At 66.6% G+C, this 26,751-nt stretch carries 22 protein-coding genes; 6 read left to right on the plus strand and 16 right to left on the minus strand.

Annotated elements, in window-relative coordinates; genetic code table 11:
• The first annotated feature begins 179 nt into the window (after nucleotides 1-179).
• Nucleotides 180-1,781, plus strand: coding sequence for a tetratricopeptide repeat protein (locus tag AAGA11_11125; protein MEM9603406.1), 1,602 nt, complete (start codon nucleotides 180-182; stop codon nucleotides 1,779-1,781).
• An 18-nt stretch (nucleotides 1,782-1,799) separates the two neighbouring features.
• Here AAGA11_11125 and AAGA11_11130 read toward each other — a convergent pair whose 3' ends face one another.
• Nucleotides 1,800-2,552, minus strand: a complete 753-nt coding sequence (locus AAGA11_11130; GenBank protein MEM9603407.1) for a sulfite exporter TauE/SafE family protein — start codon at nucleotides 2,550-2,552, stop codon at nucleotides 1,800-1,802.
• Between the two features lie 67 nt (nucleotides 2,553-2,619).
• Between AAGA11_11130 and AAGA11_11135 the strand changes: the two genes are divergently transcribed.
• On the plus strand, nucleotides 2,620-3,810 hold the full coding sequence (locus AAGA11_11135; protein MEM9603408.1) for a M24 family metallopeptidase: 1,191 nt from the start codon (nucleotides 2,620-2,622) through the stop codon (nucleotides 3,808-3,810).
• 46 nt (nucleotides 3,811-3,856) lie between these two features.
• Here the strand turns inward: AAGA11_11135 and AAGA11_11140 are convergent, their stop codons facing one another.
• The 11 genes from AAGA11_11140 to AAGA11_11190 all read right to left on the minus strand — a co-directional run bounded on the left by AAGA11_11140 (nucleotide 3,857) and on the right by AAGA11_11190 (nucleotide 18,928).
• On the minus strand, nucleotides 3,857-7,255 hold the full coding sequence (locus AAGA11_11140; GenBank protein ID MEM9603409.1) for an efflux RND transporter permease subunit: 3,399 nt from the start codon (nucleotides 7,253-7,255) through the stop codon (nucleotides 3,857-3,859).
• A 5-nt stretch (nucleotides 7,256-7,260) separates the two neighbouring features.
• Nucleotides 7,261-8,913, minus strand: coding sequence for an HlyD family efflux transporter periplasmic adaptor subunit (locus AAGA11_11145; GenBank protein MEM9603410.1), 1,653 nt, complete (start codon nucleotides 8,911-8,913; stop codon nucleotides 7,261-7,263).
• 178 nt (nucleotides 8,914-9,091) lie between these two features.
• A complete protein-coding gene (locus tag AAGA11_11150) occupies nucleotides 9,092-9,982 on the minus strand; it encodes a helix-turn-helix domain-containing protein (GenBank protein MEM9603411.1) in 891 nt (296 codons plus the stop codon).
• 83 nt (nucleotides 9,983-10,065) lie between these two features.
• Nucleotides 10,066-12,117 carry an EAL domain-containing protein gene (locus AAGA11_11155; protein ID MEM9603412.1) on the minus strand — a complete coding sequence of 684 codons (2,052 nt, stop codon included), beginning with the start codon at nucleotides 12,115-12,117 and terminating at the stop codon, nucleotides 10,066-10,068.
• Nucleotides 12,118-12,308: 191 nt separating this feature from the next.
• On the minus strand, nucleotides 12,309-13,991 hold the full coding sequence (locus AAGA11_11160) for an AMP-binding protein (protein MEM9603413.1): 1,683 nt from the start codon (nucleotides 13,989-13,991) through the stop codon (nucleotides 12,309-12,311).
• 76 nt (nucleotides 13,992-14,067) lie between these two features.
• Nucleotides 14,068-15,153: a hypothetical protein gene (locus tag AAGA11_11165; protein MEM9603414.1), complete on the minus strand. Its 1,086-nt coding sequence runs from the start codon at nucleotides 15,151-15,153 to the stop codon at nucleotides 14,068-14,070.
• On the minus strand, nucleotides 15,150-15,746 hold the full coding sequence (locus tag AAGA11_11170) for a helix-turn-helix domain-containing protein (GenBank protein ID MEM9603415.1): 597 nt from the start codon (nucleotides 15,744-15,746) through the stop codon (nucleotides 15,150-15,152). Before AAGA11_11170 ends, AAGA11_11165 begins: the two co-directional genes overlap by 4 nt.
• 3 nt (nucleotides 15,747-15,749) lie before the next feature.
• A complete protein-coding gene (locus AAGA11_11175) occupies nucleotides 15,750-16,727 on the minus strand; it encodes a 2OG-Fe(II) oxygenase family protein (protein MEM9603416.1) in 978 nt (325 codons plus the stop codon).
• 83 nt (nucleotides 16,728-16,810) lie between these two features.
• Nucleotides 16,811-17,392: a peroxidase-related enzyme gene (locus AAGA11_11180; protein ID MEM9603417.1), complete on the minus strand. Its 582-nt coding sequence runs from the start codon at nucleotides 17,390-17,392 to the stop codon at nucleotides 16,811-16,813.
• A gap of 35 nt (nucleotides 17,393-17,427) precedes the next feature.
• The gene (locus AAGA11_11185) at nucleotides 17,428-18,168 is read right to left on the minus strand and encodes an amino acid ABC transporter permease (protein MEM9603418.1); all 741 of its coding nucleotides are present in this window, start codon (nucleotides 18,166-18,168) and stop codon (nucleotides 17,428-17,430) included.
• Nucleotides 18,169-18,172: 4 nt separating this feature from the next.
• Nucleotides 18,173-18,928: an amino acid ABC transporter ATP-binding protein gene (locus AAGA11_11190; GenBank protein ID MEM9603419.1), complete on the minus strand. Its 756-nt coding sequence runs from the start codon at nucleotides 18,926-18,928 to the stop codon at nucleotides 18,173-18,175.
• A 172-nt stretch (nucleotides 18,929-19,100) separates the two neighbouring features.
• Here AAGA11_11190 and AAGA11_11195 point away from each other — a divergent pair, with 172 nt between their 5' ends.
• The gene (locus AAGA11_11195) at nucleotides 19,101-19,832 is read left to right on the plus strand and encodes a transporter substrate-binding domain-containing protein (protein ID MEM9603420.1); all 732 of its coding nucleotides are present in this window, start codon (nucleotides 19,101-19,103) and stop codon (nucleotides 19,830-19,832) included.
• Nucleotides 19,833-19,901: 69 nt separating this feature from the next.
• Here the strand turns inward: AAGA11_11195 and AAGA11_11200 are convergent, their stop codons facing one another.
• Nucleotides 19,902-20,411, minus strand: a complete 510-nt coding sequence (locus AAGA11_11200; protein ID MEM9603421.1) for a carboxymuconolactone decarboxylase family protein — start codon at nucleotides 20,409-20,411, stop codon at nucleotides 19,902-19,904.
• Between the two features lie 44 nt (nucleotides 20,412-20,455).
• Nucleotides 20,456-21,688: an aminopeptidase P family protein gene (locus AAGA11_11205; GenBank protein ID MEM9603422.1), complete on the minus strand. Its 1,233-nt coding sequence runs from the start codon at nucleotides 21,686-21,688 to the stop codon at nucleotides 20,456-20,458.
• A gap of 93 nt (nucleotides 21,689-21,781) precedes the next feature.
• Here AAGA11_11205 and AAGA11_11210 point away from each other — a divergent pair, with 93 nt between their 5' ends.
• Both AAGA11_11210 and AAGA11_11215 read left to right on the plus strand, forming a co-directional pair.
• Nucleotides 21,782-22,594 (plus strand): LysR family transcriptional regulator, encoded by an 813-nt coding sequence (locus tag AAGA11_11210; protein ID MEM9603423.1) that lies wholly within the window; start codon nucleotides 21,782-21,784, stop codon nucleotides 22,592-22,594.
• A 114-nt stretch (nucleotides 22,595-22,708) separates the two neighbouring features.
• Nucleotides 22,709-23,968: an MFS transporter gene (locus AAGA11_11215; GenBank protein MEM9603424.1), complete on the plus strand. Its 1,260-nt coding sequence runs from the start codon at nucleotides 22,709-22,711 to the stop codon at nucleotides 23,966-23,968.
• A 4-nt stretch (nucleotides 23,969-23,972) separates the two neighbouring features.
• Here AAGA11_11215 and AAGA11_11220 read toward each other — a convergent pair whose 3' ends face one another.
• Together AAGA11_11220 and AAGA11_11225 are read right to left on the minus strand one after the other, a co-directional pair.
• A complete protein-coding gene (locus tag AAGA11_11220) occupies nucleotides 23,973-24,812 on the minus strand; it encodes an MBL fold metallo-hydrolase (protein MEM9603425.1) in 840 nt (279 codons plus the stop codon).
• An 87-nt stretch (nucleotides 24,813-24,899) separates the two neighbouring features.
• Complete coding sequence (locus AAGA11_11225) at nucleotides 24,900-25,799, minus strand: DNA-formamidopyrimidine glycosylase family protein (protein MEM9603426.1); 900 nt, start codon at nucleotides 25,797-25,799, stop codon at nucleotides 24,900-24,902.
• A 122-nt stretch (nucleotides 25,800-25,921) separates the two neighbouring features.
• On the opposite strand from AAGA11_11225, the gene AAGA11_11230 reads away from it, so the two are divergent.
• A complete protein-coding gene (locus AAGA11_11230; protein ID MEM9603427.1) occupies nucleotides 25,922-26,728 on the plus strand; it encodes a 2OG-Fe(II) oxygenase in 807 nt (268 codons plus the stop codon).
• Nucleotides 26,729-26,751: the final 23 nt, after the last annotated feature.

Genomic DNA, 26,751 nt, shown 5'->3' on the forward strand with positions numbered 1-26,751 from the left:
CTGTCCGGGGCCGGTAGCCGGTCGACCCGACCCGGTTCCCAGGCCCATTCCGGTGTAGGATTTCGCTGACGCAACCGGTGCGCCTGTGCGCTGGTGCTCCAGGCCGCCGGTGCGCCGGACCGCCGGACCGCCGGACCGCAGCGACAACACACAGCCAACCCGGGTGGCAGCGGCAGCAGATGGCTCAGGCGACACTTCAGCTCCACGGTACAATCGCACTGATCGACTCGGACGGCGTCGATCTGACGCCGAGTGGGAAACACGCCCGCGCGCTGATCGGCTTGCTGGCCCGCAACAGCGAGGCCCGCATGGCGCGGCGCGAGATCGAGTCCATGCTCTGGACGTCGGAACCGCATTCACGCCAGATGTCGCTGCGCTCCTGCCTCACGGCCATTCGCAAACACCTCGCACGCTCGCGGACACCCGCCCGACACCTGTTGCAAACCAGCCACAGTGAGGTCTGGCTGGACACCGCCCTGTTCGCGTTCGCCCGGGCCCCCGCAAACCGGGACCACGGCAGCTTGCTCGAGGGCATCACCTTGCAGGCGCCAGCCTTCGGGCTCTGGCTCGAGGCCGAGCGCCAGCGCGACCGGGACCGCGCGCAACCCGACGCCGACCCCACACACCCAGGCGATTCGGGCCGTCGCACACTCTGGGTGCAGGTTGACGAAGACATCGAACTCAACCGACACGTCGACCGACTTCAGACCCAGATTCTGAGTACGCTGGCTGCCCAGACACCGCTGCAGTGCATCGAATACCACGACGCCGGTGTGCAGCAACGCAGTCCGCACGACCTGCTGCTGCAAATCGTGCCCTACCGCGCGGACGACACGCGCGCCTACGCACTGGCGCTCAAGCGCGCGGGCGGTCGGGAATTGCTCTGGCGCGGCAGTTTCGACGCAGCGGACGCGGCCGTGACCGCGGACGACACACCGCTCTACGCGATCGCGCACGCGGCCTGCGATCACGTGCTCAAAGCCCTGTGGACTCCCGAGCGGTCCACCAACCTGCACGCCCGCGCGGACCACCTCGTCGGCGAGGCCGTGCGGCTGATGTTCAGTTTCGTGCCGGCGCACTTGATGGAGAGCCAACGGCTGCTGGACCAGGCACACGCCCTCCGGCCCCACCCCACCCAGCAGGCCTGGCGCGCGCTTGTCTTGTTGTTCGTGCACCTCGAAGCGTCCCACCTGACCCAGGCCGACACGGTCGCGCGGTTCCGCGCCCTGGCCAACGCCGCCTTGTCCGAAGCCCCTCGCAACCCGATGGTGTTGGCCCTGCTGAGTCAACCGACGCTGTTCCTCGAGCAGGACCTCGACGCCGCCTCGGCGATGGCCGAAGACGCGTTGGCCCTCAACCCCGGGCTCGCCATGGCAAACGTGTGTGCGTCGGTGTGTCGGTTGCACAGCGGCCGGATCACCGACGCGCTGCGCCTGGCGACACGCGGCGTGCAACTCGGCAGCCACACCCCGATGTACAACTGGTGCAGCCAATTTCTGTCGATTGCCCACCTCAGACAGGGTGACCACGCCGAGGCGATTCAGTGGGCACAGCGCGCGTTACTCGGTTCGCCGGATTTCAAGGCGCCGTTGCAACACCTCTACGCGTTGTACATCGCCACAGGGCAACCGGACCTGGCGCGCAAGACCTTGCGTCGACTGCACCGACTGGACCCGGACTTCTCACTGGCGTTTCTGCGGCAAACCCCGGACTACCCGATGCCGACCTTGCGGCAAACGCCGTTGATCGAGCTGACCGACGTCGCGCTTGACGACGGCTGAGCCGGACCCGGGAGGGAATCAACCGACGCCCTCTCGCAACAGCAAGCCGAGACCGGACAACACCATCAACGAGACCAGCAAACGGCGGTACTGCGCGTCGCTGAGGCGATTGAACAGACCGATGCCGAGCTGGGCCGCGACCAAGGTGGCAGGCAGGCTGATTGCCAGTTTGACGAGGAACGCCGTGTCCAGGTGACCCAGTACACCGTAGTAGGCCACCGCGAGAATCAGCACGACGACGTTGAACGGCTGCAACACGCCACGGGTTTCGGATTTGCTCCAGCCACGCAAGCTGCACCACAGCATCGGCAGTGCGCCCGACAGGCCGGCCATGCCGCCGAGCAACCCACCGAGGAATCCCACACCGCTGTCTGCCCACCGCGGCACGCCACGCCAGCGCGGCAGCGCCCGGATCGAAAACCACACGCCATAGCCAAGCAGCAACACGGCAATCAGGCGCCGCAGCGGGCCCGCGTCCAGGTGCTGGAGCAAGGCGACGCCCAACGGCAAGCCGAGCACCGCCGGCACGACGAAACGCGCCAGCCGCCGGTAGGCGATGCCGTGACGCACCACCCAGACGCCCTGCAGGCCGCTGAGCACGGAGAGGCTCGCAGCAAGGGCCACGGCCTCAATCGGCGGCAGCACGAGCAACCAGAATCCCAGCGCGAAAAGCGCTGTGCCGAAACCGGCAAGGCCATTGACGAAGCCGCCCGCCGCCGCGCCGGCGAGCAGCAGGCTCAGCGTCAGGGTGTCAGGCAAACACCACCCCATGCCCCCGTCCGCACGGGTCGCGGTCAGCGCGATACACTGCGCACGGGCGCCCCCCGAAGAGACTCAGATGACACACCAGCCGCACCCCATTCCCGCGTTCACGCGCCGTGAATACGACGACAGGCTGACACGAACGCGCGCGGCAATGCAACGTCGGAACATCGACGTGCTGATCGTCAGCGACCCGTCCAACATGGCCTGGTTGACCGGTTACGACGGCTGGAGTTTCTACACCCACCAGGCCGTGGTGATCGGCCAGGCGGGCGAGCCGATCTGGTGGGGCCGCGGCATGGACGCGCTCGGCGCCCGACGCACGGTCTGGATGAACACCGACAACATTCTTGGTTACGACGACACCTGTGTGCAGAACCCGGACAAACACCCGATGCGCGACCTCGCGTCCGTCCTCGAGCAGCGCGGCCTCGCGCGTGGCACGCTTGGGGTCGAGCTTGACAATTACTACTATTCCGCAGCGGCCGACCAGGCATTGCGCAGCGGCCTCGCGAACGCGACACTGGCCGATGCGACCGGCCTCGTCAATTGGCAGCGCGCCGTCAAGAGCGACACCGAAATCGCTTGCATGCGGGCGGCTGCGCGCATCGTCGAGCACATGCACCAACGCATTCTCGACACCGCCGAACCCGGCATGCCGAAACACCTGCTGGTTGCCGAGATCTACCGCAGCGCCATCGCCGGCACAGACGGCATCTGGGGCGACTATCCCGCGATCGTGCCGTTGACGCCTTCGGGCCTCGACGCGACCGCGCCCCACCTCACCTGGGATGACAAACCGATCCAGGCAAACGAGTGCACCTTCTTCGAGATTGCCGGCGTGCACCGCCGGTACCACTGTCCGCAGTCCCGCACGCTGTTCTTCAACCGTGTACCCGACCGCTACCGCAGGGCCGAGGCGGCGGTGCTCGAGGCAATCGAAGCCGGTCTTGCCGAAGCCAGACCCGGAAACCGGTGCGAGGACATCGCCAACGCCTTCAACCGTGCACTCAACCGGGCTGGATTCCACAAGGACAGCCGTGCCGGGTACGCCATCGGACTGTCCTACCCCCCTGATTGGGGCGAACGGACGATGTCGTTTCGCGCGGGGGACAGCAGCGTGCTCGAGGTCGGGATGACGTTCCACTTCATGCCGGCGCTGTGGCTCGACGACGGCGGCCTGGAGATCACCGAATCAATCCTGATCACCGAGAGCGGCGCGGAGTGTCTGTGCAACACCCCGCGAGAAGTGTTCGTCAAGGACTGAGCCACCCTGCCCGCGGGCACGCGCCCTCAGACCCACGCTGCACGCGTCACTGCGGGCCACGCGCCGCCGACCGGGCGGGCACAACGCTGGAGACGACGTACGCCGCCCCAACCGTACACGCGAGGCCGACGACCATCGCGCCCATCACCAGCACGGTCGCCGAGGCATCGGGCAGCGCACGGGCCAGGCCACCGAGTAGCCAGCCTTGCATCTCGCCGGTGGCCGCGAAGGTGCCAGCCGTCGCCGCGATGATCGCGAGCGACATGGCCACCGTTGCACCAAGGAGCGCTCGAACCCGCACGGGCACGCGGCTGCCTCGCAGCATACGCTGCCGTGCGCGTCCGAAAACATGAACGTCCTGCTGGATCCAGACCAACGCCGGCACCAGACACAACACCAGTACCATGCCGAAGCCGAGCCCGTAAACGAGCGATATCACCGTGGGCTTGAGAAACTGCGCTTGCTGCGACGATTCGAACAACAGCGGCGTCAGGCCGAGCACGGTGGTCAGCGTGGTGAGCAGGACCGGGCGGAATCTGTCCACAACGGCGTCGATGATCGCGGTGCGCCAGTCGCGGTCCTCGAGGTATTCGTCGATCGTGCTCACGAGGATGATCGAGTCGTTGATGATGATACCGGTCATGCCAATCAGGCCAATCACGGAAAACATCGACAGTGGCACACCCCAGTGCCAGTGGCCGAACAACGCACCGGTGAGACCGAAGGGAATCACCGACATCACCACGAGCGGTCGAGACCAGCTCGCGAAGATCCACGACAGCGTCAGGTAGATGCCGAGCAGGCACAACAGGAAGCCGGTACGCGCATCATCGAGAAAATTGCGCTCCTGCTCTGCCAGACCGCTGAGGCGCCAACGCACACCGAACTCGGATTCGAGCGCCGGCAGTATCCGCTCGCGCAGCCGCGTGTCGAAAGCCGACGCGGCCTCGGGTTCGTCCTCGCTGACATCGCCCGTCACGGTCACGACCCGTTCACCATTCTCGCGCAGCACCGACGCGAAGCCGTTCTGACTGCGCACCCGAACGATGTCACTCAGGGCCACGTAGTCGCCACCCGGCGAGCGCAACAACGTGGTGCCGATCACATCGCCGCCGGCTTCGGTGTCGGTCAACTGCACACGGATCTCACCGGTGCGTGGCCCGACCGGAAACTCCGCGGCCACCACGCCGTTGAGTCGCTGGAACAGCTCCCGCCCCACTGCCTCGGTGCTGAAGCCCAGCGCCTCGCCACGCGCGGTGAGCTCAAGCACGAACTCGACCTTGTCCCAGGCGAGGTTGTCCTCGACGGCCGAGACGATTGGCACGTCCGAGACCGCCGTCTTGAGCGCGTCCGCCGCGCGCTTGAGCGTGCGGCTGTCCGCCCCGATCAGGTCGACATCGAGCGCATCCCCCCCGGGCCCGGACCGAAAGCGGCGAAACGCCAGGGTCTCGAGCAGCGGGTGTGAGCCGACCTCCTCCTCGACGGCGTTGACAAACACCGCCGAGCTGTAGGGGCGATCGTCGGGGTCGATGAGCTCGATGGCGATGGAGCCGAGTTGTTCAGGCAGTTTGTTTTCCTGATTCGCGAGTCCGCGACCCGTCGTACCACCGACCTCTGCGACGACAAACGCAACCGGGTTCGTGCCGTGCTTGGCTTCGAGTTCCTTGCCAACGGTTTCGACAGCCCGCTGCGTCTCGCGCACCATTGCCAGGGTGTCCTCACGCGTCCCCCCGGGCAACATGGCGAGGTTGGCCGAGACCGAGGCGCGTTCCGGCGCATTGAAAAAACGCCACGGCACATCGCCGCGAATGAGCAACGCTACCGACGCCGCCAGCAGAGCGAAGCAGGCCGCCACAACCGGGTAGCGCGCACGCATCAGCACAGCCATGGTGGGTTTGAACACGCGCAACCGGAACCGGTTGAAGACGCGGTTGACGGCACGGCTCGGTGCGTCGTACCAGGCAGACTGATCCACCGCGGTGAGCGCGTGACGCATGTGGTTGGGCAGGATCAGAAAGCACTCGGCGAGCGATGCCAGCAAGACCACGATCACCGTGTACGGGATGTCGACAATCAGCGAGCCGAAGCGCCCGCCGATGGCCGTGAGACCGAAGAAGGCGATCACCGTCGTGATCGTCGCGGACACCACCGGTGCAGACATGCGCCGGGCCGCGTTGACCGCAGCCAGTGTCGGGCTCTCCCCGAGCTGCCTCGCACGGAAATCCGCGTGTTCACCGACGACGATGGCGTCGTCGACAACAATACCGAGACAGATGATCAAACCGAACAGTGAGATCATGTTGAGTGTGATGCCCGAGAGGTGCATCAGGGCGATCGCCGCCATCATTGCCACCGGTATGCCCGCGGCCACCCAAAACGCCGTGCGCGCAGACAGGAACAGGAACAAGAGGCCGACCACCAGTGCCAGGCCCAGCAGGCCGTTGTCGATCAGGAGACTCAGTCGCTGTGAAATTGCCTCGGCCCGGGTGCGGATCAGCTCGACACGCACGCCCTCCGGCAACAGCGCCTGGAAGGCCTGCGCCTCGTCCTCCACCACCGCCTGCATCTCGATCGCGTCACCCTGGTCGGCGCGGTCGACCCGCACTGACATGGCCGGGTTGTCGCCGACGAAGTACTCGCGACCGTCGGCTCCACGCACCAAACCCACCTCGGCAACATCGCGCAACAACAGGCTGTCGCCGTCACGCTGCGCCCGAACCACCACATCGCCGATGCTTGCGACCGAGCGTTTGGCCACCCCGCTGCGAATTCGGGCATCGCCGCTGCGCGTTTCGCCGGCCGGATCGGATTCCACCGACTCGCCGATCACACGCGCGATATCCGCCAAACTGATGTCGTGCGTCATCAGGGTCGCCTGGCGCACCGTGACCTCGATATCGGGCGAGACGACGCCACGCACGGTCGTGCGTGTCACACCGAGGCGGAACAGCCGCTGCACGAATTCGTCGGCAAACTGGCCGAGCTGCTCGCGCGTCACCGGACCGTGCAGAACGATATCCGTCACCCGATCCCGCCAGGCACCCCGTTTGACGATGGGGTCGTCGATGCCCTCGGGAAAGGTGGTCACGCCATCGACTGCGGTGGTGACGTCCTCAGCGGCACGTGACATGTCCCAGTCGGGCTCGAACTCGAGGTCGATCACCGCCCTGCCCTCGACCGACCGTGCGCTGCTGTTGGTCACACCCTCGACACCCTGCAACGCGGGCTCGAGTGCCTCGACCACGCCGAGGTCGAGGTCTTCCGGACCGGCGCCGTCCCAGCGCACCGTGACCGAGACGCCGTCCACCACCACGTCGGGGAAGAACTGCGCCCGAATCTGGGTTGCCGCGTAGAAACCCGACACCAGCATGACGAGCAACAACAGGTTTGCGAGGGTGGCATGGCGCGTGAAATACGACAGCACGCCACCGGTTTCCTCGCGCATCGAGATCACGAGGACTGCCCCAGCCGCGATTCGATGCGTTCGACCATGGCCGCCGGCACACGCGGTTGTTCCAAGGCCTCGAGCAGGCGGTCGCGTGCCGACTCGGGCAGATCGGTGTTGGCGTTGACCGCGTCGCGCAAGCGGGCGCGACGGGCGTCGTCGAGGGCGATGGTGTCGCCGTCACCGCTGCCGGCTGCAGACCCTGCCCCGCCGCCCATGCGGTTCTGGAAACGCTGCCACATCGCCGCACTGATTTCGCCGCTGTCGATGCGCTCGAGCAGCCGCGCCTTGACGTCGGCCGGCATACGGGTGTTGTTGCCGATGGCAGCCCGCAACCGGGCCTGCTGTGCCTCGGTCAGTTTGACGGTTTCGCGTTGTTCGATCTGCCGGTCGGGCCCGACTGTCTTGACACGCACACCAGGACCAAGCTGCGCGGTCCGGGCCAACACCAACCGCGCGTCCGCGGGCAAACCGGAGACGATCAGGCTGTCACCCTGTCGGCGTTCAACCCTCGAGCGCAGCTCGACCAGCCGGTCTTCGTCGTCAACCACCAGCACACGACCGTCGTCGGTCGCGGCGGCACGCGGGATCAGCGCGACGCCGCTCAGCGCCGGTTCCTCGATGGCCACCGTGACAAAGTCGCCCACGGTGAGGGCGCCGGGCAACGGTGGCTGCAGTTCGGCGTAGACCAGCCGGCCGGACTGACCGTCGCCCACCTCGGCACTGATTCGCGAGATGCGCGCCTGCAACTGGATGTCGCGTGCACCCATCTCGAATTCCACCGTCAACGGTTGCCTGAGCACCTCGCCTCGCGCGTCGACCAGGTGTGCGAAGGCTTCCACCGAGACGCGGAACGCCACCTCGAGCGCAGTCGGGTCGATCAAGGTCGCCAGGCGCTCGTTGGCGCCGACGCGCCGACCGACCACCGCGTCGACCTCACTGAGCACCCCCTCGAACGGCGCGAGGATGCGCGTGTCCTCGAGGTCGCGCAGCGCAGCATCGCGTGCCAACACGCGACGTTCGATGCCGATTTCGGCGCGCGCCACGCGTGCCTCCGCCTGGGCAATCGCCTGCTTGCGGGTGACCAGCGACTGTGACGAACTGGCCAGGGCCAGTTCGGCGGCTTCGACGCCCGCGTCGGTGTCGAAGCCGCGCCGCTTCAGGTCGCGCGCCCGCGCCAGCGCCCGCTCGCGCAACCGGTGCTGCAACTCTGCAGCCGTCAGCTCCTCGACGCTGAGCTCGAGTGCGCGTTGCGCGTCGGTGAGTTCGGTTCGCGCCTCGGCGACGTCGGTTTCGCGGCTCGCCAGGGTGTTCTCGGCAATCACCGGGTCGATCTCGAACAACAGGTCTCCGCGGGCCACGCGCCCTCCATCGCGCACCGCGTCGCCGATGGCCGTGACCGTGCCCGCGCTGGCGGACCGCACGTCGGCGGTTTGCCAACTCTGCAACCGACCGAAAGCCCGGGACACCGGGGCGAGCGTCGTCGGTTCCACTGGCGTCACTGACACGGTGTAGACGCGTTCCTGTGCCGGCCGGCCATCGCGGCGACCGTCGCTGTCCGCGTCCGCCTGGATGAGCACACCCACCCCGAGCACCAACAGGCCCAGGGTCAGCGCGAGCAGGAACACGCCAGAGAGCGCGCGCAATAGAAATCGCATGAGTTCGATGAGTCTCCCAGTCCCGTGCCCGCCGGCGCACCGGGGGCTTGGACGCCCGGACACGCGGTCGCGTTCACTGGAAGTCTACTCAAGTTGCGCGCCGGCGCCGCGGTCTTGACAAAGGTTTACACCGGATGGGTGCGCCCCAATGCCGTGCATTGGTCGGCGCTGGCGCGGCTCAGAGGCTGTTGCGCCAGATCCGCCAGGCCCGCGGTGAATCGCCAACGGCTTTCTTGAAGAAGCGGTTGAAGTAGGCAGGGTCGTCGAAGCCGAGCGCAGCACCGATGTCGGCCACGCTGACGTGCGTGAACCGCAACAGCCGTTTGGCCTCGACCACCGTTCGCGCGTGGATCATCTGCAAGGGCGTCTGACCGTGCACACGGTGGGTGGCACGGCGCAGTGCGCGCTCGGTGACACCGAGCAGATCGCAGTAGGCCGTCAGCGGTTGCTGCGACCGGTAGTGCTGCTCGATCAGCGAAACGAACAGCGTGGCGACTCGCTCCGCCGCGTCGCCGGCATCGGTCGTCCCGCCGGGCAGCGCCTGCATCGCGCGCGCGACGTCATCGAGCACGGCGTAGAGCGCGGAGTAGACCGCGAGGTCGGAGGCACGCGCGATGACCCGCGTGGCCGTGCGCAAGGTGTCGAAGGCGCGTGCCGTCGCGACCGTGTCGGCCGGCGCAAGCCACAGCGCGTCGTGCGCACTCAGGCAGGTGTGCACCGCCGCAGACGTCGTCGCCGAGCGCCGCAGGATGTCGACCGGCACAGCCACCACCGTCCCCCGCGCGGCGCTGCCGCCGCTCAGAGCAAATTGAAGATCCGGGGGCAGGATCACCACCTGGCCGGTTTCGATCGTGTTGCTGCCGCCCGCCGTGGACAGCGTCACCGCACCGTGGCTGACAAACACCAGGTGGACGAGGTCGTCGCGTTGGACTGCTCGCGTGGTGCTGCTGTGCAGCGCAAGATAGGCATCGAGCGCGTCGGCAAACACGATATCCGCAGCCGCGTTCGCACCCCAGACAAGGGCGCTTTCAGCGGGTGGCGCGAGCGTGGTGTCTACGTCGATACTCATGCTGACATAGCATACGGCCGCGCTCTCCGCGGCGAATGCGGTACATCACAAAAACGCGACGCCTCGCGCGGGCTGCGTCACATTCAGCCGGTTTTCGCGAGCGTTGCGTCGCCGTGACCGGCGAGAAAATCCGAAATCGATTCGGGCTTGTGAAAGAAATACCCCTGAATCGCAGGCGCGCCGAGCGACGCGACGTGATCCAGTTCTCGCTGCGATTCGACGCCCTCGGCGACCACATTGATGCCCAGCGCTTCGCCGAGACGAATCACGGTTTCGGTGATCGTGGCGTTCGACGGGTTCAGATGCAGGTTTGTGACGAAGGTCCGGTCGATCTTGATTCGGTCGATCATCAGGTCGCGCAGGTACCCGAGCGACGATGCCCCGGTACCAAAATCGTCAATCGCGATGCGGATGCCCATCTCGCGCAGTTCGGCGATGACTTTGCCCCCGAGTCCCGCGGCAGCGAGGATGCCGGTCTCGGTCACTTCGAGGTAGATCTGCCGCGGCTCCACGCGGTGTTTGACGATCACACGCCGAAGGATACGGGCAAAGCCCGGTGCGACAATCTCGCGCGGGTCGGCGTTCAGGCTGACAGTGCAATTCGGGTTTTCGGCGAGCCACGGCGCCAGCTGCTCCAGCGCCGAGTCGTACACGTGTTCACCGAGTTTGGTCAGCAGACCGAGCTGACGCGCCACGTCGAGAAAATGGCCGGGGCTCAGCATCTTGCCGCTGACCGACCGGACGCGCACGAGCACTTCCACACCGCGCAGCGTGCCGTCGACCGAGTGGATGCCCTGTACGTACGGCACGATGCCGTTGTTGCTGATCGCGTGTTGAAGCTCGACTTCGATCGCCGCCTGCTCGCGCAGGGCGCTGTCGAGTTGCTGGTCGAACAGGATCCACCGATTGCGGCCGAGGCGTTTGGCTTCGTAAGCGGCCGCGTCGGCCTCGTAGAACAACCGCTCGGCGTCGTGTGAACCGCCCTGGCCCATCGCCGCGCCGATCGAGGTGGTCACGTGGATCTTGCGCCCGCCGATCATGCACGGCAGCGACAACGCGAGTCGGATCTTTTCGGCGATGCGTTCGACGTCGGTCGGCGACGCTATGTCGCGCAGCAGAATCAGAAATTCATCGCCCCCGAACCGCGCCACCAGGTCACTCTGACGCACGACGTTGACGATGCGGTGCCCCGTGATCGCCAGCAGTTCGTCGCCGACGCTGTGGCCGAGGCTGTCGTTGACGCGTTTGAAATCGTCGAGGTCCAGCATGATCATCGCGAGCGGCTCGGCCTCGGCCACCGCGCGCTCGAGTTCGGCGTTGAAGGCCTCCCGGTTGGCGAGACGCGTGAGCTGGTCTCGCGTGGCACGGTCGACCAGCTGCTCGTTGAGACGGTGCTCCTCGGTGACGTCGTGTGCGGCCAGGAAGACCTCGCTCGCACCCGGCTCTGAACGCAGGCGCACCGAGAGCACGTGGACACCGCTTTCGCGCGTCACACGGACGGACATCTTCTCCGCACCGTCGGACTGGCTCAGTCGCCGGACGGCCTGTTCCAGGGTCTCCGCGTCCTGCATCTGCAACGCAGAGCGCACCGGCGTGCCGGTGATCCGATCGGCAGGGAGGATCGAGGCTTTCACGAAGGACGGGTTGGCCAACACGATGTTGGCGTCGGCATCCAGCACCCCGAGCAGGTGCTCGGACATGTGGAAAAACTGCTGGCTGAGTTCGGCGGACGACGAGGGCGTGGTGGCCACGCTAGCCACGCCACCCGGGTCGGACCCCGGCGTTGGCGCCTCGGCGACGGACGTGCCGCGCTCGGGTGCCTCAAGTGGGGTCACGCTGATGTACAGCCGATCCCCGTCGGCGTTCAGGGCGGCGCGAAAGGCGTGGGGTGGTGTGACACGGTCGCCCTGCCGAAAGGCACCCACCCAACCGGCGCCCGCGGTCGAGTCGGCGCCACTTGCGGCCGAGCTCAGGGAATCAGGCTGTTCGACATCAAGCAATTCATCCCAGCGTTGTCCGATCAGCGCATCGAGTGGCTGATCGAGCATGCGCGCGAGGTCCTCGGCCACGTCGACCACGCGCCCGCTTGCCCCATCGAGCACAAAAAAGAGATGACTGGCGTCGTCGCCGCTCACTGATTGCCAAACCCTGCTCACCGTCTTGACAGTGGATCGGCCAAAACGCGCCGCGCTTGACGGTTCGAGGTGCAAAACAGCGCCACGCGGCCACCGATGCCGCGCACCCGTTCAGTCAACCGGCTCCGTTCCGCCCGTGGCGCCACACCAAAGCAGACTGCGCAGACCGCGACACCGCCTGCGGAACCGCGTCAGAGGGCCCGCGCGCGCTCCCGCAACACGAACTTCTGGACCTTGCCGGTCGAGGTCTTGGGAATCTCGCTGAACACGTACGCCCGTGGCCGTTTGAACCGGGCCAGCACCGACAAACAGTGTGTATCGAGGGCCTCGGCGTCCGCGTTGGCCCCCGGCAACAACTCGATGAAGGCGCAGGGGACCTCGCCCCAGGTGTCGTCCGGTTTGGCCACCACCGCTGCCAGGGCAACCGCCGGGTGACGCCGCAACGCGTCCTCGACCTCGATGGACGAGATGTTCTCACCGCCGGAAATGATGATGTCCTTGCTGCGGTCCTTGAGCTGCACGTAGCCGTCCGCGTGCCAGACACCGAGGTCTCCGGTGCGGAACCACCCGCCGGCGAAGGCGGCCTCGGTCGCCTCGGGGTTGGCGAGGTAGCCTTTCATGGTGGCATTCCCGCGGGTCATGACCTCGCCGAGGGTCTCGCCGTCGCGCGGCACCGGTACGCCGCTGTCCGGGTCGGCGACCTTGAGCGCCGCCTGGACGTGGTACGCGACGCCCTGCCGCGATTTGAGCTCCGCGCGCTCCTCGCCCGACAACGCGGACCAGCGATCCTGCCAGGCGTTCAGCACGGCCGGACCGTAGACCTCCGTGAGGCCGTAGACGTGGGTGACGTCGAAGCCTGCCGCCTCGACAGCCGCGAGGGTGGCCGCGGGCGGCGGCGCTGCCGCCGTCATCACCGCGATACGCCGGTCGGTCGGCGGCGACGCACCGTCGGCCACCGCGCGTGCAAGGGTATCGAGCACGATCGGCGCCCCACAGAGGTGCGTGACGCGCTCGTGTTCGATCGCGTCGAAGACCCGGTCCGCACGCACTTCGCGCAGGCAGACGCTGGTGCCGGCCACCGCGGCGAGTGTCCACGGGAAACACCAGCCGTTGCAGTGGAACATCGGCAAGGTCCAGAGGTAGACCGGGTGGTGCGGCAGGTCCCAGGCGAGCACGTTGCCCAGCGCCAGCTGCTGCGCACCGCGGTGACTGTACAGCACCCCCTTGGGTCGGCCGGTCGTGCCGGAGGTGTAATTCAGTGAAAGCGACTGCCACTCGTCCGCCGGCAGATAACCGCGAAACCCCGGGTCCGCGTCGGCCAGCCAATGTTCGTAGTCCAGCGCACCCGCAACGGGGTCGGCAGCCGGCGGGGCGACCTGCTCGTCGATCACTTCGACCAGGACAGGCGGGTTCGCAAGACCGGCCACCACCTGCCGCACCGTCTCACGAAACTCAGCGTCATACAGGCACAGTTTCGACTCGGCGTGGTCGAGGATCCAGGCGACCGTGTCCGCATCCAGGCGTGTGTTGATGGCGTTGAGCACGGCACCGGCCAGCGGCACACCGAAATGGGCTTCGTACAACTCGGGTGTGTTGAAAGCCAAGACCGACACGACGTCGCCAGGCTGAACACCACCGCGCTGCAGCTGCCCCGCCATGGCGTGTGCCCGGCGGTGCACGTCGGCCCACGACAACCGGCGCGCGCCGTAGACCACGGCGGTGTGCGCCGGGTACACCTCAGCGCTGCGGTCGAGCCAGTTCAGCGGCGACAGCGGCTCGAAATTCGCTGCGCACTGCGGTACCCGATGGTTGACGCGGGCTGACGGTGGGTGCGCCACGCGTCGGGGTTGTGCATCCTCGCCGGCCTCGCCCATGGGGCACTCCACACGTGTCTGGACATTCGCGCGGGAGTGTATCGCATGTCACCGCGGCACAGGCGCACGCACGCGCCTAGCCGAGGCCCACCGACGCGACAGGTTTCGACCACAACTCCGACAGCAGCGGCCAGCGCTCGAGTACGTGCTGCGTCTGCTCGAACGCCTCCACCTGCAGCCTGCCCTCACACCACAACGCGCGCCCGTCGAGCGAAATCGTCGGGTCGGTTACCGCCCAACTCACTTCGCCCGGAGCGCTCTCGCCAACGCTGTGGAAGTGCAACAGCCGCGGGTTGCAGAACACGGTGTTGGCCCACCGGTCCGGGTCCATGCCCCGCGCGTGCGCGCTGCCGCAGCCTGGGTGGATGCCGGCGTGCCAGGAATGCACCCGCTGCCAGTCCAGGCCGCCCAATTCCGCAACCCGCCGCAGGTGGAGTTCGGCCATCTCACACGCCGACGCCGGCCCATCGAAACCCTGGATACGGCCCTCGTCGATGCACGCGACAACGGTGTCGGGCAGCCGTTGCACGGTCCAGGCGTCGATGCGCGTGCCGGTGCTGACCAGGTGGTGCGCAACCGCCACCCGGCCACTGAAGTGCTGTGCCAACGTGGGCTGGGGCACACCGAGCGGAAAACGGCGCACGCTGACGTCACGGTGCGCGGTACGAGCGACCGTGTCGAGGCGACCGCGGTAATCGGTGCCGAGACCGCACTGCACGTGGATGTCGTCAGCGGCGAGCATCAGCCGGTCGATTGCGAGTTTGAGCTCGCGCATCGCGGCGTGTGGCGTGGTACCGAACTCGGACCCGAGCATGGCGTGATCGCGTGTGTAGGCCATCACCCGCACGGTGTGTTCAGGTCGTTCGGCAAACCGGTCAAGGTCGCCAAGCCGGGCGAAGAACACCGTGACATCGTAGGCCTGAACGTGCGCATCGACCGAAGAGAGCGTCTCGGTGTCCGGCGCGCCGACGTGCAGGCAATCGACCGTCAGGCCGAGTGCCTCGGCCTCGGCGATGACCGCGTCAGCGGCGTAGCCGTCGTACCACCCGAGGGCCGGGTCCTCGCGCACCACCAGCACGCGCGCCCCGCGCATGAGGTCGATACCGGCGCAGCCCATCAGCAGGTTTCGGGCGCCGGCACGTGCAAACGGGCAGGTGCTCACCGCCGGCGCTCCGACTGGACCGTGAGGAACACCAGCGTGTCACTGAGCACCGCCTGGAAGCCGTGTCGCATCTCGGCGTCGAGTGTCACGCTGTCGCCAACACCGAGGGTCACGGTGTCCTCACCGCACGCATAGACCGCTTCGCCTGCCAGGATGTGGACGAACACCACACCCTGGCCGACGTACTGGGGTGGCGACGAGGCCTGGCGGGTCACCGTCACGATGCGTGCCTCGAATTGCAAGTCGCGTCGCACGTGCACTGCGAGGTTCTCGAAGTCGTGTACGTGGGATTCGACCAACCGCCGCGAGCGGATCCCCTCGCCCGCACGAACCACCGTGTAGTCGCCTCGACGCCCGTCGGTGTCGCGGAAAAAGCGCACCAGGGGCACGTCCAGCGCGGCGCTCAGCGCGGTCAGGGTGCTGATCGACGCTGACACCTGGGCGCTCTCGATGCGGCTGATCATGGCAGTGGACACGCCCGAACGCGCGGCCAGCTCCCGCGCCGTCAGATCGGCAGCCGTGCGCAGGGTGCGCAGGGTTTCACCGATCGCCTGTTCGACGCTCGACTGGGTCGGGGCATCGCTCTGTTGCATGGCTCACTTCCGGTGCGCGAAGGCCTGAGCAAACCGCCAGACCAGGTAGTCACCGCAGGTGATGGGCGGTTGACTCGGCGTGTGTGCCTCACCGAACACAGCGCGGCTGTCGATCGGCGTGTCGGGGTCCGGGTCCCAGGCCAACACCAGTGAGAGGCGCTCGCGGCCGGAGCGGTTCACAACCCGGTGCGGGGTTGAGGTGTAGTAGCCGTCGGTCCACCGCGACAGCAGGTCTGCCACGTTCACCACCAGGGTGCCTTCGATGGGTGGGGCCGCGAGCCAGCGCCCGCCGGTGTCCTGCACCTCGAGGCCCCCCACGTCGTCCTGGCACAGCACGGTCAGCACGCCGAAATCCGTGTGCGGGCCGACCCCGAACTGGCGGTGATCCACGACGGCCTGGGGCGGGTAGTACACATAGCTCGCCCGGCTCAGCGGCTGCGCGCACCGCCGGAGGAAGAAATCGTCGGGCAGAGAAAGCCCGAGCGCAAACCCGCGCATCAGGTGCCGTGCGACCCGGTCCGCCGCCGCAAAGTAGGCAAGGCTCGCCGCCCGAAATGCCGCGGGGCTATCCGGCCATTGGTTCGGGCCCCGCAGCGGGTGGCCGTCGTCGGCGGCGGGCTCGATGCCCCAGACGAAACTCTCTTTCAAGTCGGGTTTGACGCCGTCGGCCATCACCGCGCCGCCGGTGGCGATCCAACCGCGGTGGTGTTGCGACACGGCCACGCGCGAGCGGTTGGCCGCGTCGCTGCGGAAAAAGCCGTACGCGGCCGCACGCGCCTGCTCGATCACGTCGCACGGGATACCGTGGCCGGACACGTAGATGAAGCCGAGATCGCGGCTCGCCGCGTGCAGTGCGCGGGCGACGCCGATCGGGTTGCTGTCGTCGCGCAACGCGGTGATGTCGACGACCGGGATGCGGTCTGCGGACACGGCGTCCGCGCGCGGCGCAGTGGACCGGTGTTCCGGGGCGACGTCGGGCATGGCGGCGGCCTCAACAGTGACGAAGTGTTGCGTATTCTACAAATACTTTATTCTGAAGCAACACGCCGCGGGCCTGGGCGGAGTCAGTCCGCGTTGGCGTAGTAGCCCACCACATCGCCGTCGGTCGTCACGCCAAGGCCGTTGAGGCAGCGGTTGACGTAGTTGAAGTAGCCAATGATCTGGTTGGCCTCGAGGATCTGGCCGTCGTCGAGGCCTGCGTCGCGCAAGTCGGCAACGTCACGTTCGACCATGGCACCGGGGTCACGCGTGAGCTTGTCGGCGTAACGCAACAGCGCCAACTCGGCCCCGTCGAACACCGACTCCGGCGCACGCGCGTGCAGCGCCTGCTCGATTCGGTCCGCACGCGTGGCGTCGCCGATCAGGTGCCGTGCGTTGGCCCAGTGGTTGGCCAGCGAATACGGACACGCGTTGAGGATCGACACGTAGCTTGCGATCGTCTCCTGCAACCACATCGGCAGGGTGTTGTCGTCGTCGTGCAGCGCGGCGCGGTAGAGCATCACGTGTCCGCGCAAGGTGCTCGGCCGCAGTGAGTGCACGCGCATGACGTTGTCCACCGTGCCGTGCGGCGTGCGCGACAGCGCGAGCGCGTCGAGCAGGTTCGCGTCCGCCTCGTCGTCGCTCAGCATCCGAATCCAGGCACTCATGTCACCGCCTCCCCGTGGCGCACCGCCCGCCGCGCTCAGGCGCGTTCATCACTTTGCAATCGCCGCTCGAGCCACCGCACCCCGGCCGAGACCAGCAGAATCAGGACGAGGTACTCCAGCACCAGCACCGTGTAGATCTCCAGCGGCCGGTACTCGCTCACGACCAGTTCGTTGGCCTTGCGCGTCAGTTCACCCATGCCGATGACCGACACCAACGACGACATCTTCAGCATGTAGACCAACTGGTTGCCCAGCGCGGGCAGGATCCGCCGGATGGCCTGCGGCAAGATGATGTAGCGCATGGTGTCGCGGTAGTTGAGCGAGATCGAGTGCGCCGCTTCGTACTGGCCCCGACTGATCGACTGGATACCGGCGCGGAAGATTTCCGCCTGAAAGGCACTGTCGGACAGGGCGAGCGCAATCACACCCGCCCAAAACACGTTTATTGACAAGCCCGTCACCTGGGGCAGACCGTAGTAGACCCAGAGGATCAGCACCAGGATCGGCACCGCGCGCACGAGCTCCACGTACACGCGGTTGAACCGTCGAAGCCAGGCGCGTTCGGAGAGCCCCGGCAAGGCCACCAGCAAACCGACGACGATGGAGATGCTGATCGCGGTGAGCGACAACAGCACCGTGTTCCACAGGCCGCTGAGCAGGAATCGGATGTTGTTGGCGCCGGTGGTCGTGGTCGGGTCGACGACGTACCAGCCCCAGTTGGCCGATGCACACCCGCTCAGGACCGCGACACTCAGAAGAACGACAAGGATACGCATCGGATCAGTGGCTCAGAATCTGTTTCAGGAAGTCACGACACCGTTCACTCTCGGGCGCACTGAAGAAGGTGTCGGGCGGCGCGGTTTCGACCACGCGACCGTGGTCCATGAACACCATGGTGTCGGCGACCCGGCGCGCGAACCCCATCTCGTGGGTCACACACACCATGGTCATGCCGCTGTCGGCCAACTCGACCATGACATCGAGCACTTCGCTGATCATCTCCGGGTCGAGTGCCGATGTCGGCTCGTCGAACAGCATGATGTCGGGCTCCATGCAGAGGGAGCGCGCGATCGCCACGCGCTGCTGTTGGCCGCCCGAGAGGTGACGCGGAAACTTCTCGGCCTGCTCGGGGATGCGCACGCGCTCGAGGTAGTGCATGGCCAGCGCGTCGGCATCGGCGTCGGACAGGCCCCGCACCCGACGTGGTCCGATCGTGAGGTTTTCGCGCACGCTCAGGTGAGGAAAGAGGTTGAACTGCTGAAACACCATCCCGACTTTCGCGCGGATCGCGTCAAGCGCCTCACGGCTGTCGTTCAACTCGACACCCTCAACCCGAATCACGCCACTCTGGTGTTTCTCCAGGCGATTCACGCAGCGGATCAGCGTCGACTTGCCCGAACCCGAGGGCCCACAGACCACCACCTTCTCGCCCCGATCGACGTGCAGTGAGACGTCTTTGAGCGCGTGAAAGTCATCAAAAAACTTGTTCACACCGACGACATCAATCGCCCGTGTGGCCGCGTTGTCCTTTTGCATAGTTCCCCCGCATGGCGCAGAATGATTGTGCACGTGGAAACGCCGCGCATGCAAAGACTGCACTGCGAACAAGGCCATGCCTGATGGCCGGCTGCCACACACTCAACCAGGTTGACCGGAGACAACTGTGAAAATTTTCAAACACCTGATCGCCGCTGCGAGCCTCTCGTTGATGGCTGCGCCCGCCCTGTCGGCATCGGCGTTGAACGACATCCTCAATGGCGGCGTACTCAAGGTGGGCACGACCGGCGATTGGAACCCGATGACAATGAAGGATCCCGCCACCGACAGCTACACCGGCTACGACATCGACGTCATGACCGAGCTGGCCAAGGACCTCGGCGTGGAGCTCGAGCTCGTGCCGACCGATTGGAAAACCCTGGTCAGCGGCGTCACCGCCGGCAAGTATCACATGACCGGCTCGGCCAGCGTGTCACCCGCGCGCGCCAAGGCCGCCGGCTACTCGATCAGCTACTTCTCGCTGGCCACCGTGCCCTTGACCCTGGCGGAAAACGCCGATCGCTTCACCGACTGGGCCGACCTGGACAAGCCAGACGTCAAGGTCGCCGCCACGCTCGGCACCACGCAGGAAAAGCAGGTCAAGGACTTCTTCCCCAACGCCGAACACACCATTGTCGAAGCACCCGCACGGGATTTTCAGGAAGTGCTCGCCGGACGCGCCGATGCCCACATCACGTCCAACGTCGAGGCGTTCAAACTCGTCGAGAAGTACCCGCAGATGATGATCGTGCCGGTCAGCGCCCCCAAGGCACCGACCCCCATCGCGATGCTGCTGCCGCAAGCCGACCAGGTGTGGATCAATTACGTCAACACCTGGATCAAGCTCAAGGAAGAACGCGGTTTCTTCACCGAGCTTGGACGCAAGTGGAAACTCAACAACTGAATCCGCGTGACGCACGGGAAAAGGCCGCTTTACGCGGCCTTTTTCTTTGCCTGAGTATCGATCGGGGCCTCAGGCCGGCGTGTGATTGATGTGGTTGAACCAGTTCGTGAAACCGATCGTCGCCATCGCCAGAGCGAGCTCGACCAGACCCGCCTGATCGATGCCCGCGTCGTCGAGTGCCCGGCGCTCCACCGTCCCCAACTCCGTGCCGCAGAGGAGCTGCACGCACGCGACCCGGATGGCCTCGAGCCGCGCATCCGACATCGCACCGCCGGCGAGCGCAGCCTCGATGTCATCCGGCGCCAGGCCGGCAGCCTCGGCTTTTGCCCGGTGGGTCTTGAGGCAGAACGCACAGCGGTTGTGCCCGCTGACGACCAGCTTCACGGTCTCGATGTCGAGCGTGCTCAACACCCCGTCCTTGAGCACCTGCTCGGCGCCGAGGTAGGCTGCGAGCGCGCCCGGGCTGTTGCCGATCTGTCGGTACAGCGGCGGCATACGCTGTTGGCCCGTCAAGGCGGTGAAGGCGTCTACGACAGACTCGGGAATGGCCTCAGGTGCCGGCGTGTCGAGCAGCGTCATGGCGGTTCCACGTCGTGGTGTGGCGACGATTGTGTCGCGCAGCGCTACGGCGCACAAGCCGACTCGGCCAGGGAGACGATGTTGTGCTCGGGTCCGTACGGAAACGCCGTGAGGTTGCGCGCACCGGACTCCGTGACCGCCAGAATGTCGTGCTCCCGGTACCCGCCCGCGCCGGGCAGGCCCTCGGGCAACATCACCATCGGTTCCATCGAGACCACCATGCCGGGCTCGAGTACCGTCTCCACGTCTTCGCGCAACTCCAGGCCGGCCTCCCGGCCGTAGTAGTGGCTCAAGACACCAAAACTGTGTCCGTAGCCAAAGGTCCGGTATTGCAATAATCCGTGTGCCTCGTATACCCCGTTCAACTCGGCTGCAATCTCGCTGCAGCGTGCGCCAGGCCGAATCAAGGCGAGCCCCGCCTCGTGCACAGCGACGTTGGCTTGCCAGATACGCAGTGAATCGTCGTCGCAGTGATCGAGGAACAGCGTGCGCTCCAGCGCGGTGTAATAGCCCGCAATCATCGGAAAACAATTGAGACTCAGGATGTCGCCGCGGGCAACGGGCCGTGACGTGACCGGGTTGTGGGCGCCGTCGGTGTTGATGCCCGATTGGAACCAGGTCCAGGTGTCCATCAGTTCCGCGTCCGGGAAGCGCCGCGCGATCTCACGCACCATCGCCTGCGTCGAAGCCAGCGCGACCTCGTGTTCAGGCACGCCTTCGGCCAACGCAGCCACCGCGGCGGCACCGCCGATGTCGGCCACGGCCGCACCTGCGGCGATGTGGGCAATCTCCTCCGCGGATTTCAGCATGCGCGCCGACATGCACAGCGGTGCGACATCGACCAACACCGTGTCGGCCAGGGCGGTCTGCAGCGCGCGGTGGCGGTCGACAGTGAGGTGGTCGTGCTCGACGCCGAGCCGCCGCACCCGACCCAGCGCGTGTTGCACCGCGCAGAGGAAGTTGTCGCGTTGCCAATCGGTGTAGACGAGGTTGTCACCGTCCGCCGTGCGGCGCCACGGCTGGCCACCGTCGATGTTGGCCGAGAGGGACACGACCCGGTCGGCGGTCACCACCAACGCGTAGGGCCGACCGAAGGCGCAGTAGAGAAAGTCTCCGTAGTAGTTGACGTTGTGAATCGACGTCAGCAGCACGGCGTCGAGATCACCAGCCGCCATGGCGGACCGCAAACCGGCGCGACGGCGCGCGAACTCGGCCTCGCTGAAGGTGCTCCGGGCTTTCTCGCCGTTTTCAAGGGTGGTCAGCGCGGCGCGTGTCATGTCTGTCTCCTGCGGTGTGGGGCGGAGTATTGACCTCCCTGATATATCTGTAAAATGAAATTTATCAATAATTGAATTCACGAATATCGATACATGGACATCGACCTGGCACGCACCTACCTCGCCGTGATGACGCACGGCAGCTTCAAACACGCAGCGTCCGAGCTGCACTGCACGCAATCGACCGTGACGGCGCGCATCAAGCAGCTCGAACAGCTGCTCGGGCGGGCGCTGTTCGTGCGCAGCCGCGCCGGCGCCGCGCCAACCCCCGAGGGACGCCGCTTCAGGCCCTACGCAGACCGCCTGCTGTTGGCCTGGCGCGAGGCTCAGCAGGCGCTCGGGTTGCCGAGTCGCCTGAAAGGCACCGTGCGGGTCGAACTCGATCGACGGCTCGCGCCGCAGGTGGGCCTGGCCGTGAGCGCGGGCCTGCTCAACGCCCTGCCCGACTGGTCCGTGGAGGTGCTCGAGGCCCCGCAAACCGACGCCGACCTCGCGATCGGCTACGGTATGACGCCGCTCCCGGGTCGCGCGCCGCTCGCCCGCGTCGCGGATGAGCTGGTGCTGGTGGCCACATCCGCGCGAACCGCCGTCGACTGGGACCCGGACTACCGGGCAATCGATTGGGGACACCCGTTCCGCGAGGCCTACGCGCGCCACTACCCGGTCGACCGCGTCCCGCAACTCCAGCTGCCCGCCGAACGCTGGTCGCTCGACTGTCTGATCGCCGTCGGCGGATCGGCCTACGTGCCGCTGAGCTGGTGCACCGAGGCGCTGGCGAGCCACACGCTGCACCGGGTCACCAACGCCGCGACCTTTCCGATCGACCTGAACGCTGTCGAACGCACGCCGGATGCCGCCTGGGCGCAGCCGGCAGGCGAGGCCATCCGGGCCGCACTGGGTGCCTGATTCGGACCGACGGCTCACACGCACCACCGACCGGAGTGTCCGATTCACGACACCCCGCTGCCCCCTGCCCCGCTGAACTGCTACACCTGACGCACCGTCGGCGAGGAGAAGGTCATGTGGCAGGCGTTGCGGTCACTGTGGGTGTTGTATTTCGGCTTGATCCTGCTGTGGTTCGGCACCGGTGTGGTGCACACGCTGCTGGTCTTCCGCGCTGACGCCGAGGGGTTCAGTACCGTTCAGATCGGCCTGTTGCAGTCGGCCTACCAACTCGGTTGGCTGGTCGCGGCCTTGATCGCACCGACGCTGATCCGCCGCGTGGGCCATGTGCGCGTGTTCAGCGCCATGGCGGCAGCGAGTTCGGCAGTCATCATCGCCCACCTGTTGGTCATCGAACCCACGATCTGGCTCGCCGAACGCTTCGCCATGGGCATCTGCACGGCCGTGTTGATGGTGGTGTGCGAGAGTTGGCTCAACGACATGTCGGCCAACACGGTGCGCGGCAAGGTGCTGGCGCTCTACACGATCATCTCCTGGGGTACCCCGATGATCGGTGTGTGGCTGTTGCGTTTTGCCAGCACCGAATCGGCGTTTTTCTTCATTGTCGCGTCGATCTGCATCTCGCTCGCCGTGGTGCCCATGCTGCTGTCGGCCTCGAGGACCCCACGCTTTCTCGACACCCAGCGACTCGGCTTCCGGACCCTGTACCGCCGCACGCCGCTCGGGGTCATCGGCGCGCTGCTCTCGGGGGCCTGCCACGGCGCCTTCTTCGCCACGGTCGCGCTGTTCGGTACCGTGTCGGGGTTCAGTGTCGCCGAGATCTCCACACTGATCACCATCGCCCTCGGCGGCGGCGTGATCACCCAGTGGCCGATCGCCCTGCTGTCCGACCGCTACGACCGGCGCGCCGTGTTGGCTTCGGTGTCGGCCCTCGGCGCCGTGACTGGGCTGTATTTTGGCGTCACGGAGACCGACACCTTCCTGCGTGCCTGCGTTGCAGCATTCTTGCTCAGCGCCTGTGTGCTGAGCCTTTACAGCCAGTGCATCGCCCACACCAACGACCACATTGCCACGCAGGAAGTCGTGCCCGCCGCGAGCACACTGATCCTCCTCTACGGTCTGGGCTTCGCAATCACCCCCGCCGTGACGGCGCCCTTGCTGGACCACTCTCCCGCGTACTTCTTCCACGTCAACGCACTCTTGATGGCGGTGCTTGCCACGCTCGTGTGCCTGCGTATGCTCCGCCGCGAGGCCCGGCAACCCCAGACCGACATGGTCGCGATCCCGACGGTGTCACCCTACGCCTCGGTGGTGACGGCGGCGGAACACTGGGTGGACGAGACCCCGAGAGACCCGCCCGAGGACAGTGCGCGCTGAGCGCTCAGTCGCCGAGCGCTTCGAACCGATACCCCTGCAACCCGCGCACAAGGTACCCGAGCGGGTGGCGCTCGAAATGGCTGCCGCTGAACAGCACTCGCTCGCTTGCGAGCTGATCGAGCAACCGAGCGCGCGTGGCGGCAGCGCGGTCCCGATCGACGTCGAACACCGTGCCCCACTCCGGCCGCCCGAGCTGCAGCAGTTGGCAGTGAACGATGTCGGCGACCAGCAGCACCGCGTCGCCACCGCTGTCGAGGCGCAGCCCGGCGTGCCCGGGCGTGTGGCCTGGCAAGGGCATGGCGAAGACGCCGTGGCCGAAATCCGTGTTGTCGGTGTAGGTGGTGTAGCGCGCCCCGTAGGCGTCGATCACCTGCCGCGCGAGGTCGAAGCCACGCCGGCTGGCATCGGGCGCCCGCGCCCGGTTGATGTCGCTGGTGTAGTGGTCGTGGTCCGCCTGGTGTACGCACAACTCGGCGTTGCCGAAGACGGCGTCACCCGACGCATCCACTGCGCCGGCAATGTGGTCACCGTGCAGGTGCGTGATGACAATCCGGTCGATGTCCGCTGCCGCCACCCCGCACTCGGCCAGCGCCGTGTGCAGGCGTCCGGCCCCGGGCCCGAACAGGTCGCGCGGGCCGCAATCCACAAGCGTGGTGCGACCGGCCACCTGTATCAGGTAGGCGTTGATGGCGCTCGGCAAGCTCGACACACCAGCTTGCAACATCAGGCCGTCAACTTCGTCCGGCGGCGCGTCGGGAAACTGCGACGGCACGAAGCTCAGTTCACCGTCGCGCAGTGCGCTCAGCCTGATGTCGCCGATCGCCAGGGTTTGAGTCAGAGTCATGGTGCATCCGTGCGCTGAACGCGGTGGGCCGAGCCTGGCGTTGAGACGCTGACACAGTCACTGGCGAATCACAAGCCCGAGCGGGCCTCAGCGCGCCCCGCGTTTTTTTTCCAGCTCGTCGAGTGTCCTGGGCCAGTCCTGTTTCAGCAGGCGAGAGAGCGAGCGGTCCGCGAGCAACTTCCCGTCCGTCTGGCACCGGGGGCAGTAGTTGGTTTCGTTGCTGGCGTAGCGGATGCGCTGCACGGGCGAGCCGCACACCGGGCACGGCTCGCCGTAGCGTCCATGGACAGCCATGCCGTCGCGAAACGCCGTCACCTTGCGCGGAAAGCCACCGCCAGCTTCAGCGAGCAACGTGTTTGTCCACTGGCGCAGCACAGCCTGACACGCGTGGTACAAGGACGCGATGTCCGCCTCACCGAGCGTCTGGCTGAGTTTGACCGGTGACAGGCCTGCGGTGTGTAGGATCTCGTCCGAATAGGCGTTGCCAATGCCACTGAAGACGTTCGGGTCGGTCAGAGCCCGCTTGAGAGTGTGGTTCTTGCGTGTCAGCCGCGCCGAGAACGCATCCAGATCGATCTCGAGCGGCTCGAGCCCGTCACGGCGGTGATCGTCGAGTTCGTCGGCAGTGCACAGGTGCAGGGAAGCGCGCTTCCTGCTGCCCGCCTCGGTCAACCAGAGCACGCCGGTGTCGAACGCCATCCACATCAACGCCGACGTGCCGGGGCGGTGGGACGGCGTGTCACGCCAGTGCAGCCGACCGGCAATCATCAGGTGGAATACGCTCCACACATCGCCCTCCCACTCGAGCGCGACACGCTTGCCGAGCCGCTCGCAACCGACCACGCGCTGCCCGATAAGGCCGTCGGGCGACACACCGACGCTGCGCAACAAAAACGGGCTGTTGAGCTGGATGGCCTGCAAGCGCTTGCCGCACACCCGCTGTTCCAATGCACGGATGTACACCGTGATATCGGGCAGTTCGGGCATGCGATCGCCTCGGCTGACAGCGTGGTGCCAGCATACACAACCGCCGAGGTCGAACCCACCGACGCAGAGGTGTCGCCAGACGCGCGCAGCGACTATGCTGCTCTTTTTGCGGTGAGGTCAGCGTGCGCGACATCCTCGATTTGGACACCTACCCGATCGACGCACCGAGCACACCGGCGGCCGCGGCCCTGGTGGCGACGTGCAAGGCGTCGCTGGCCTCGCGCGGCCTGTTCAACCTCGACGCGCTGGTGCGGCCCGAGGTCACAGCGGACCTCGCTGCCGACCTCGGTGCCCGGGTTTTCGCCGAGGGTTTCGAGCACCGTCGACGGCACAACATCTACTTCGACGACAGTGTGGCTCTGGACCCGTCACACCCCGCTCGTCAGCAGGTCGAAACCTGCAATCACACCTTGTGCGCGGACCAGCTGGACCGGTCTGCGCTCGACCGCATCTACCGCTACCCCGCGTTGATCGATTTCGTCGCCGCCACCCTCGAGAAGCCGGCGCTCTACCCGATGGCCGACCCGTTGGCTGCGGTCAACGTGATGGGGTACCGCGAAGGCGAGGCGCTCAACTGGCACTTCGACCGGTCCGAATTCACCATCACCTTGCTGCTGCAGGCGCCCGACAGTGGCGGTGAGTTCGAATACCGACAGCACGCGCGCAGCGACACGGACCCGAACTACGACGGGGTTGCACGGCTGCTGCGCGGTGAGGACATGGCTGTGGAGCGCGTGCGCCTGACACCGGGCACCCTGAATGTGTTCAAGGGCCGCAATACCGCCCACCGCGTGACGCCTGTCGGCGGGGCGACACCGCGGCTGATCGCCGTGTTTTCGTATTTCGATCGGCCAGGTGTGCACTTCAGCCCGTCAGAGCAACGCGGTTTCTACGGTCGCGCCACGTCCACTGCCCCCGGCACCCGCTGACACCCCAGGCCCGCAGACGCCGC

The organism is Pseudomonadota bacterium, assembly GCA_039196715.1.
Lineage (GTDB): Bacteria > Pseudomonadota > Gammaproteobacteria > CALCKW01 > CALCKW01 > CALCKW01.

What these genes read in the sequence shown, in the direction of transcription:
- AAGA11_11125 (MEM9603406.1), top strand. Translation starts at nt 180, where the DNA reads ATGGCTCAGGCGACACTTCAGCTCCACGGTACAATCGCACTGATCGAC.
- AAGA11_11130 (MEM9603407.1), bottom strand. Translation starts at nt 2,552, where the DNA reads ATGGGGTGGTGTTTGCCTGACACCCTGACGCTGAGCCTGCTGCTCGCC.
- AAGA11_11135 (MEM9603408.1), top strand. Translation starts at nt 2,620, where the DNA reads ATGACACACCAGCCGCACCCCATTCCCGCGTTCACGCGCCGTGAATAC.
- AAGA11_11140 (MEM9603409.1), bottom strand. Translation starts at nt 7,255, where the DNA reads ATGCGCGAGGAAACCGGTGGCGTGCTGTCGTATTTCACGCGCCATGCC.
- AAGA11_11145 (MEM9603410.1), bottom strand. Translation starts at nt 8,913, where the DNA reads ATGCGATTTCTATTGCGCGCGCTCTCTGGCGTGTTCCTGCTCGCGCTG.
- AAGA11_11150 (MEM9603411.1), bottom strand. Translation starts at nt 9,982, where the DNA reads ATGAGTATCGACGTAGACACCACGCTCGCGCCACCCGCTGAAAGCGCC.
- AAGA11_11160 (MEM9603413.1), bottom strand. Translation starts at nt 13,991, where the DNA reads ATGGGCGAGGCCGGCGAGGATGCACAACCCCGACGCGTGGCGCACCCA.
- AAGA11_11170 (MEM9603415.1), bottom strand. Translation starts at nt 15,746, where the DNA reads ATGCAACAGAGCGATGCCCCGACCCAGTCGAGCGTCGAACAGGCGATC.
- AAGA11_11175 (MEM9603416.1), bottom strand. Translation starts at nt 16,727, where the DNA reads ATGCCCGACGTCGCCCCGGAACACCGGTCCACTGCGCCGCGCGCGGAC.
- AAGA11_11180 (MEM9603417.1), bottom strand. Translation starts at nt 17,392, where the DNA reads ATGAGTGCCTGGATTCGGATGCTGAGCGACGACGAGGCGGACGCGAAC.
- AAGA11_11185 (MEM9603418.1), bottom strand. Translation starts at nt 18,168, where the DNA reads ATGCGTATCCTTGTCGTTCTTCTGAGTGTCGCGGTCCTGAGCGGGTGT.
- AAGA11_11190 (MEM9603419.1), bottom strand. Translation starts at nt 18,928, where the DNA reads ATGCAAAAGGACAACGCGGCCACACGGGCGATTGATGTCGTCGGTGTG.
- AAGA11_11195 (MEM9603420.1), top strand. Translation starts at nt 19,101, where the DNA reads ATGGCTGCGCCCGCCCTGTCGGCATCGGCGTTGAACGACATCCTCAAT.
- AAGA11_11200 (MEM9603421.1), bottom strand. Translation starts at nt 20,411, where the DNA reads ATGACGCTGCTCGACACGCCGGCACCTGAGGCCATTCCCGAGTCTGTC.
- AAGA11_11205 (MEM9603422.1), bottom strand. Translation starts at nt 21,688, where the DNA reads ATGACACGCGCCGCGCTGACCACCCTTGAAAACGGCGAGAAAGCCCGG.
- AAGA11_11210 (MEM9603423.1), top strand. Translation starts at nt 21,782, where the DNA reads ATGGACATCGACCTGGCACGCACCTACCTCGCCGTGATGACGCACGGC.
- AAGA11_11215 (MEM9603424.1), top strand. Translation starts at nt 22,709, where the DNA reads ATGTGGCAGGCGTTGCGGTCACTGTGGGTGTTGTATTTCGGCTTGATC.
- AAGA11_11220 (MEM9603425.1), bottom strand. Translation starts at nt 24,812, where the DNA reads ATGACTCTGACTCAAACCCTGGCGATCGGCGACATCAGGCTGAGCGCA.
- AAGA11_11225 (MEM9603426.1), bottom strand. Translation starts at nt 25,799, where the DNA reads ATGCCCGAACTGCCCGATATCACGGTGTACATCCGTGCATTGGAACAG.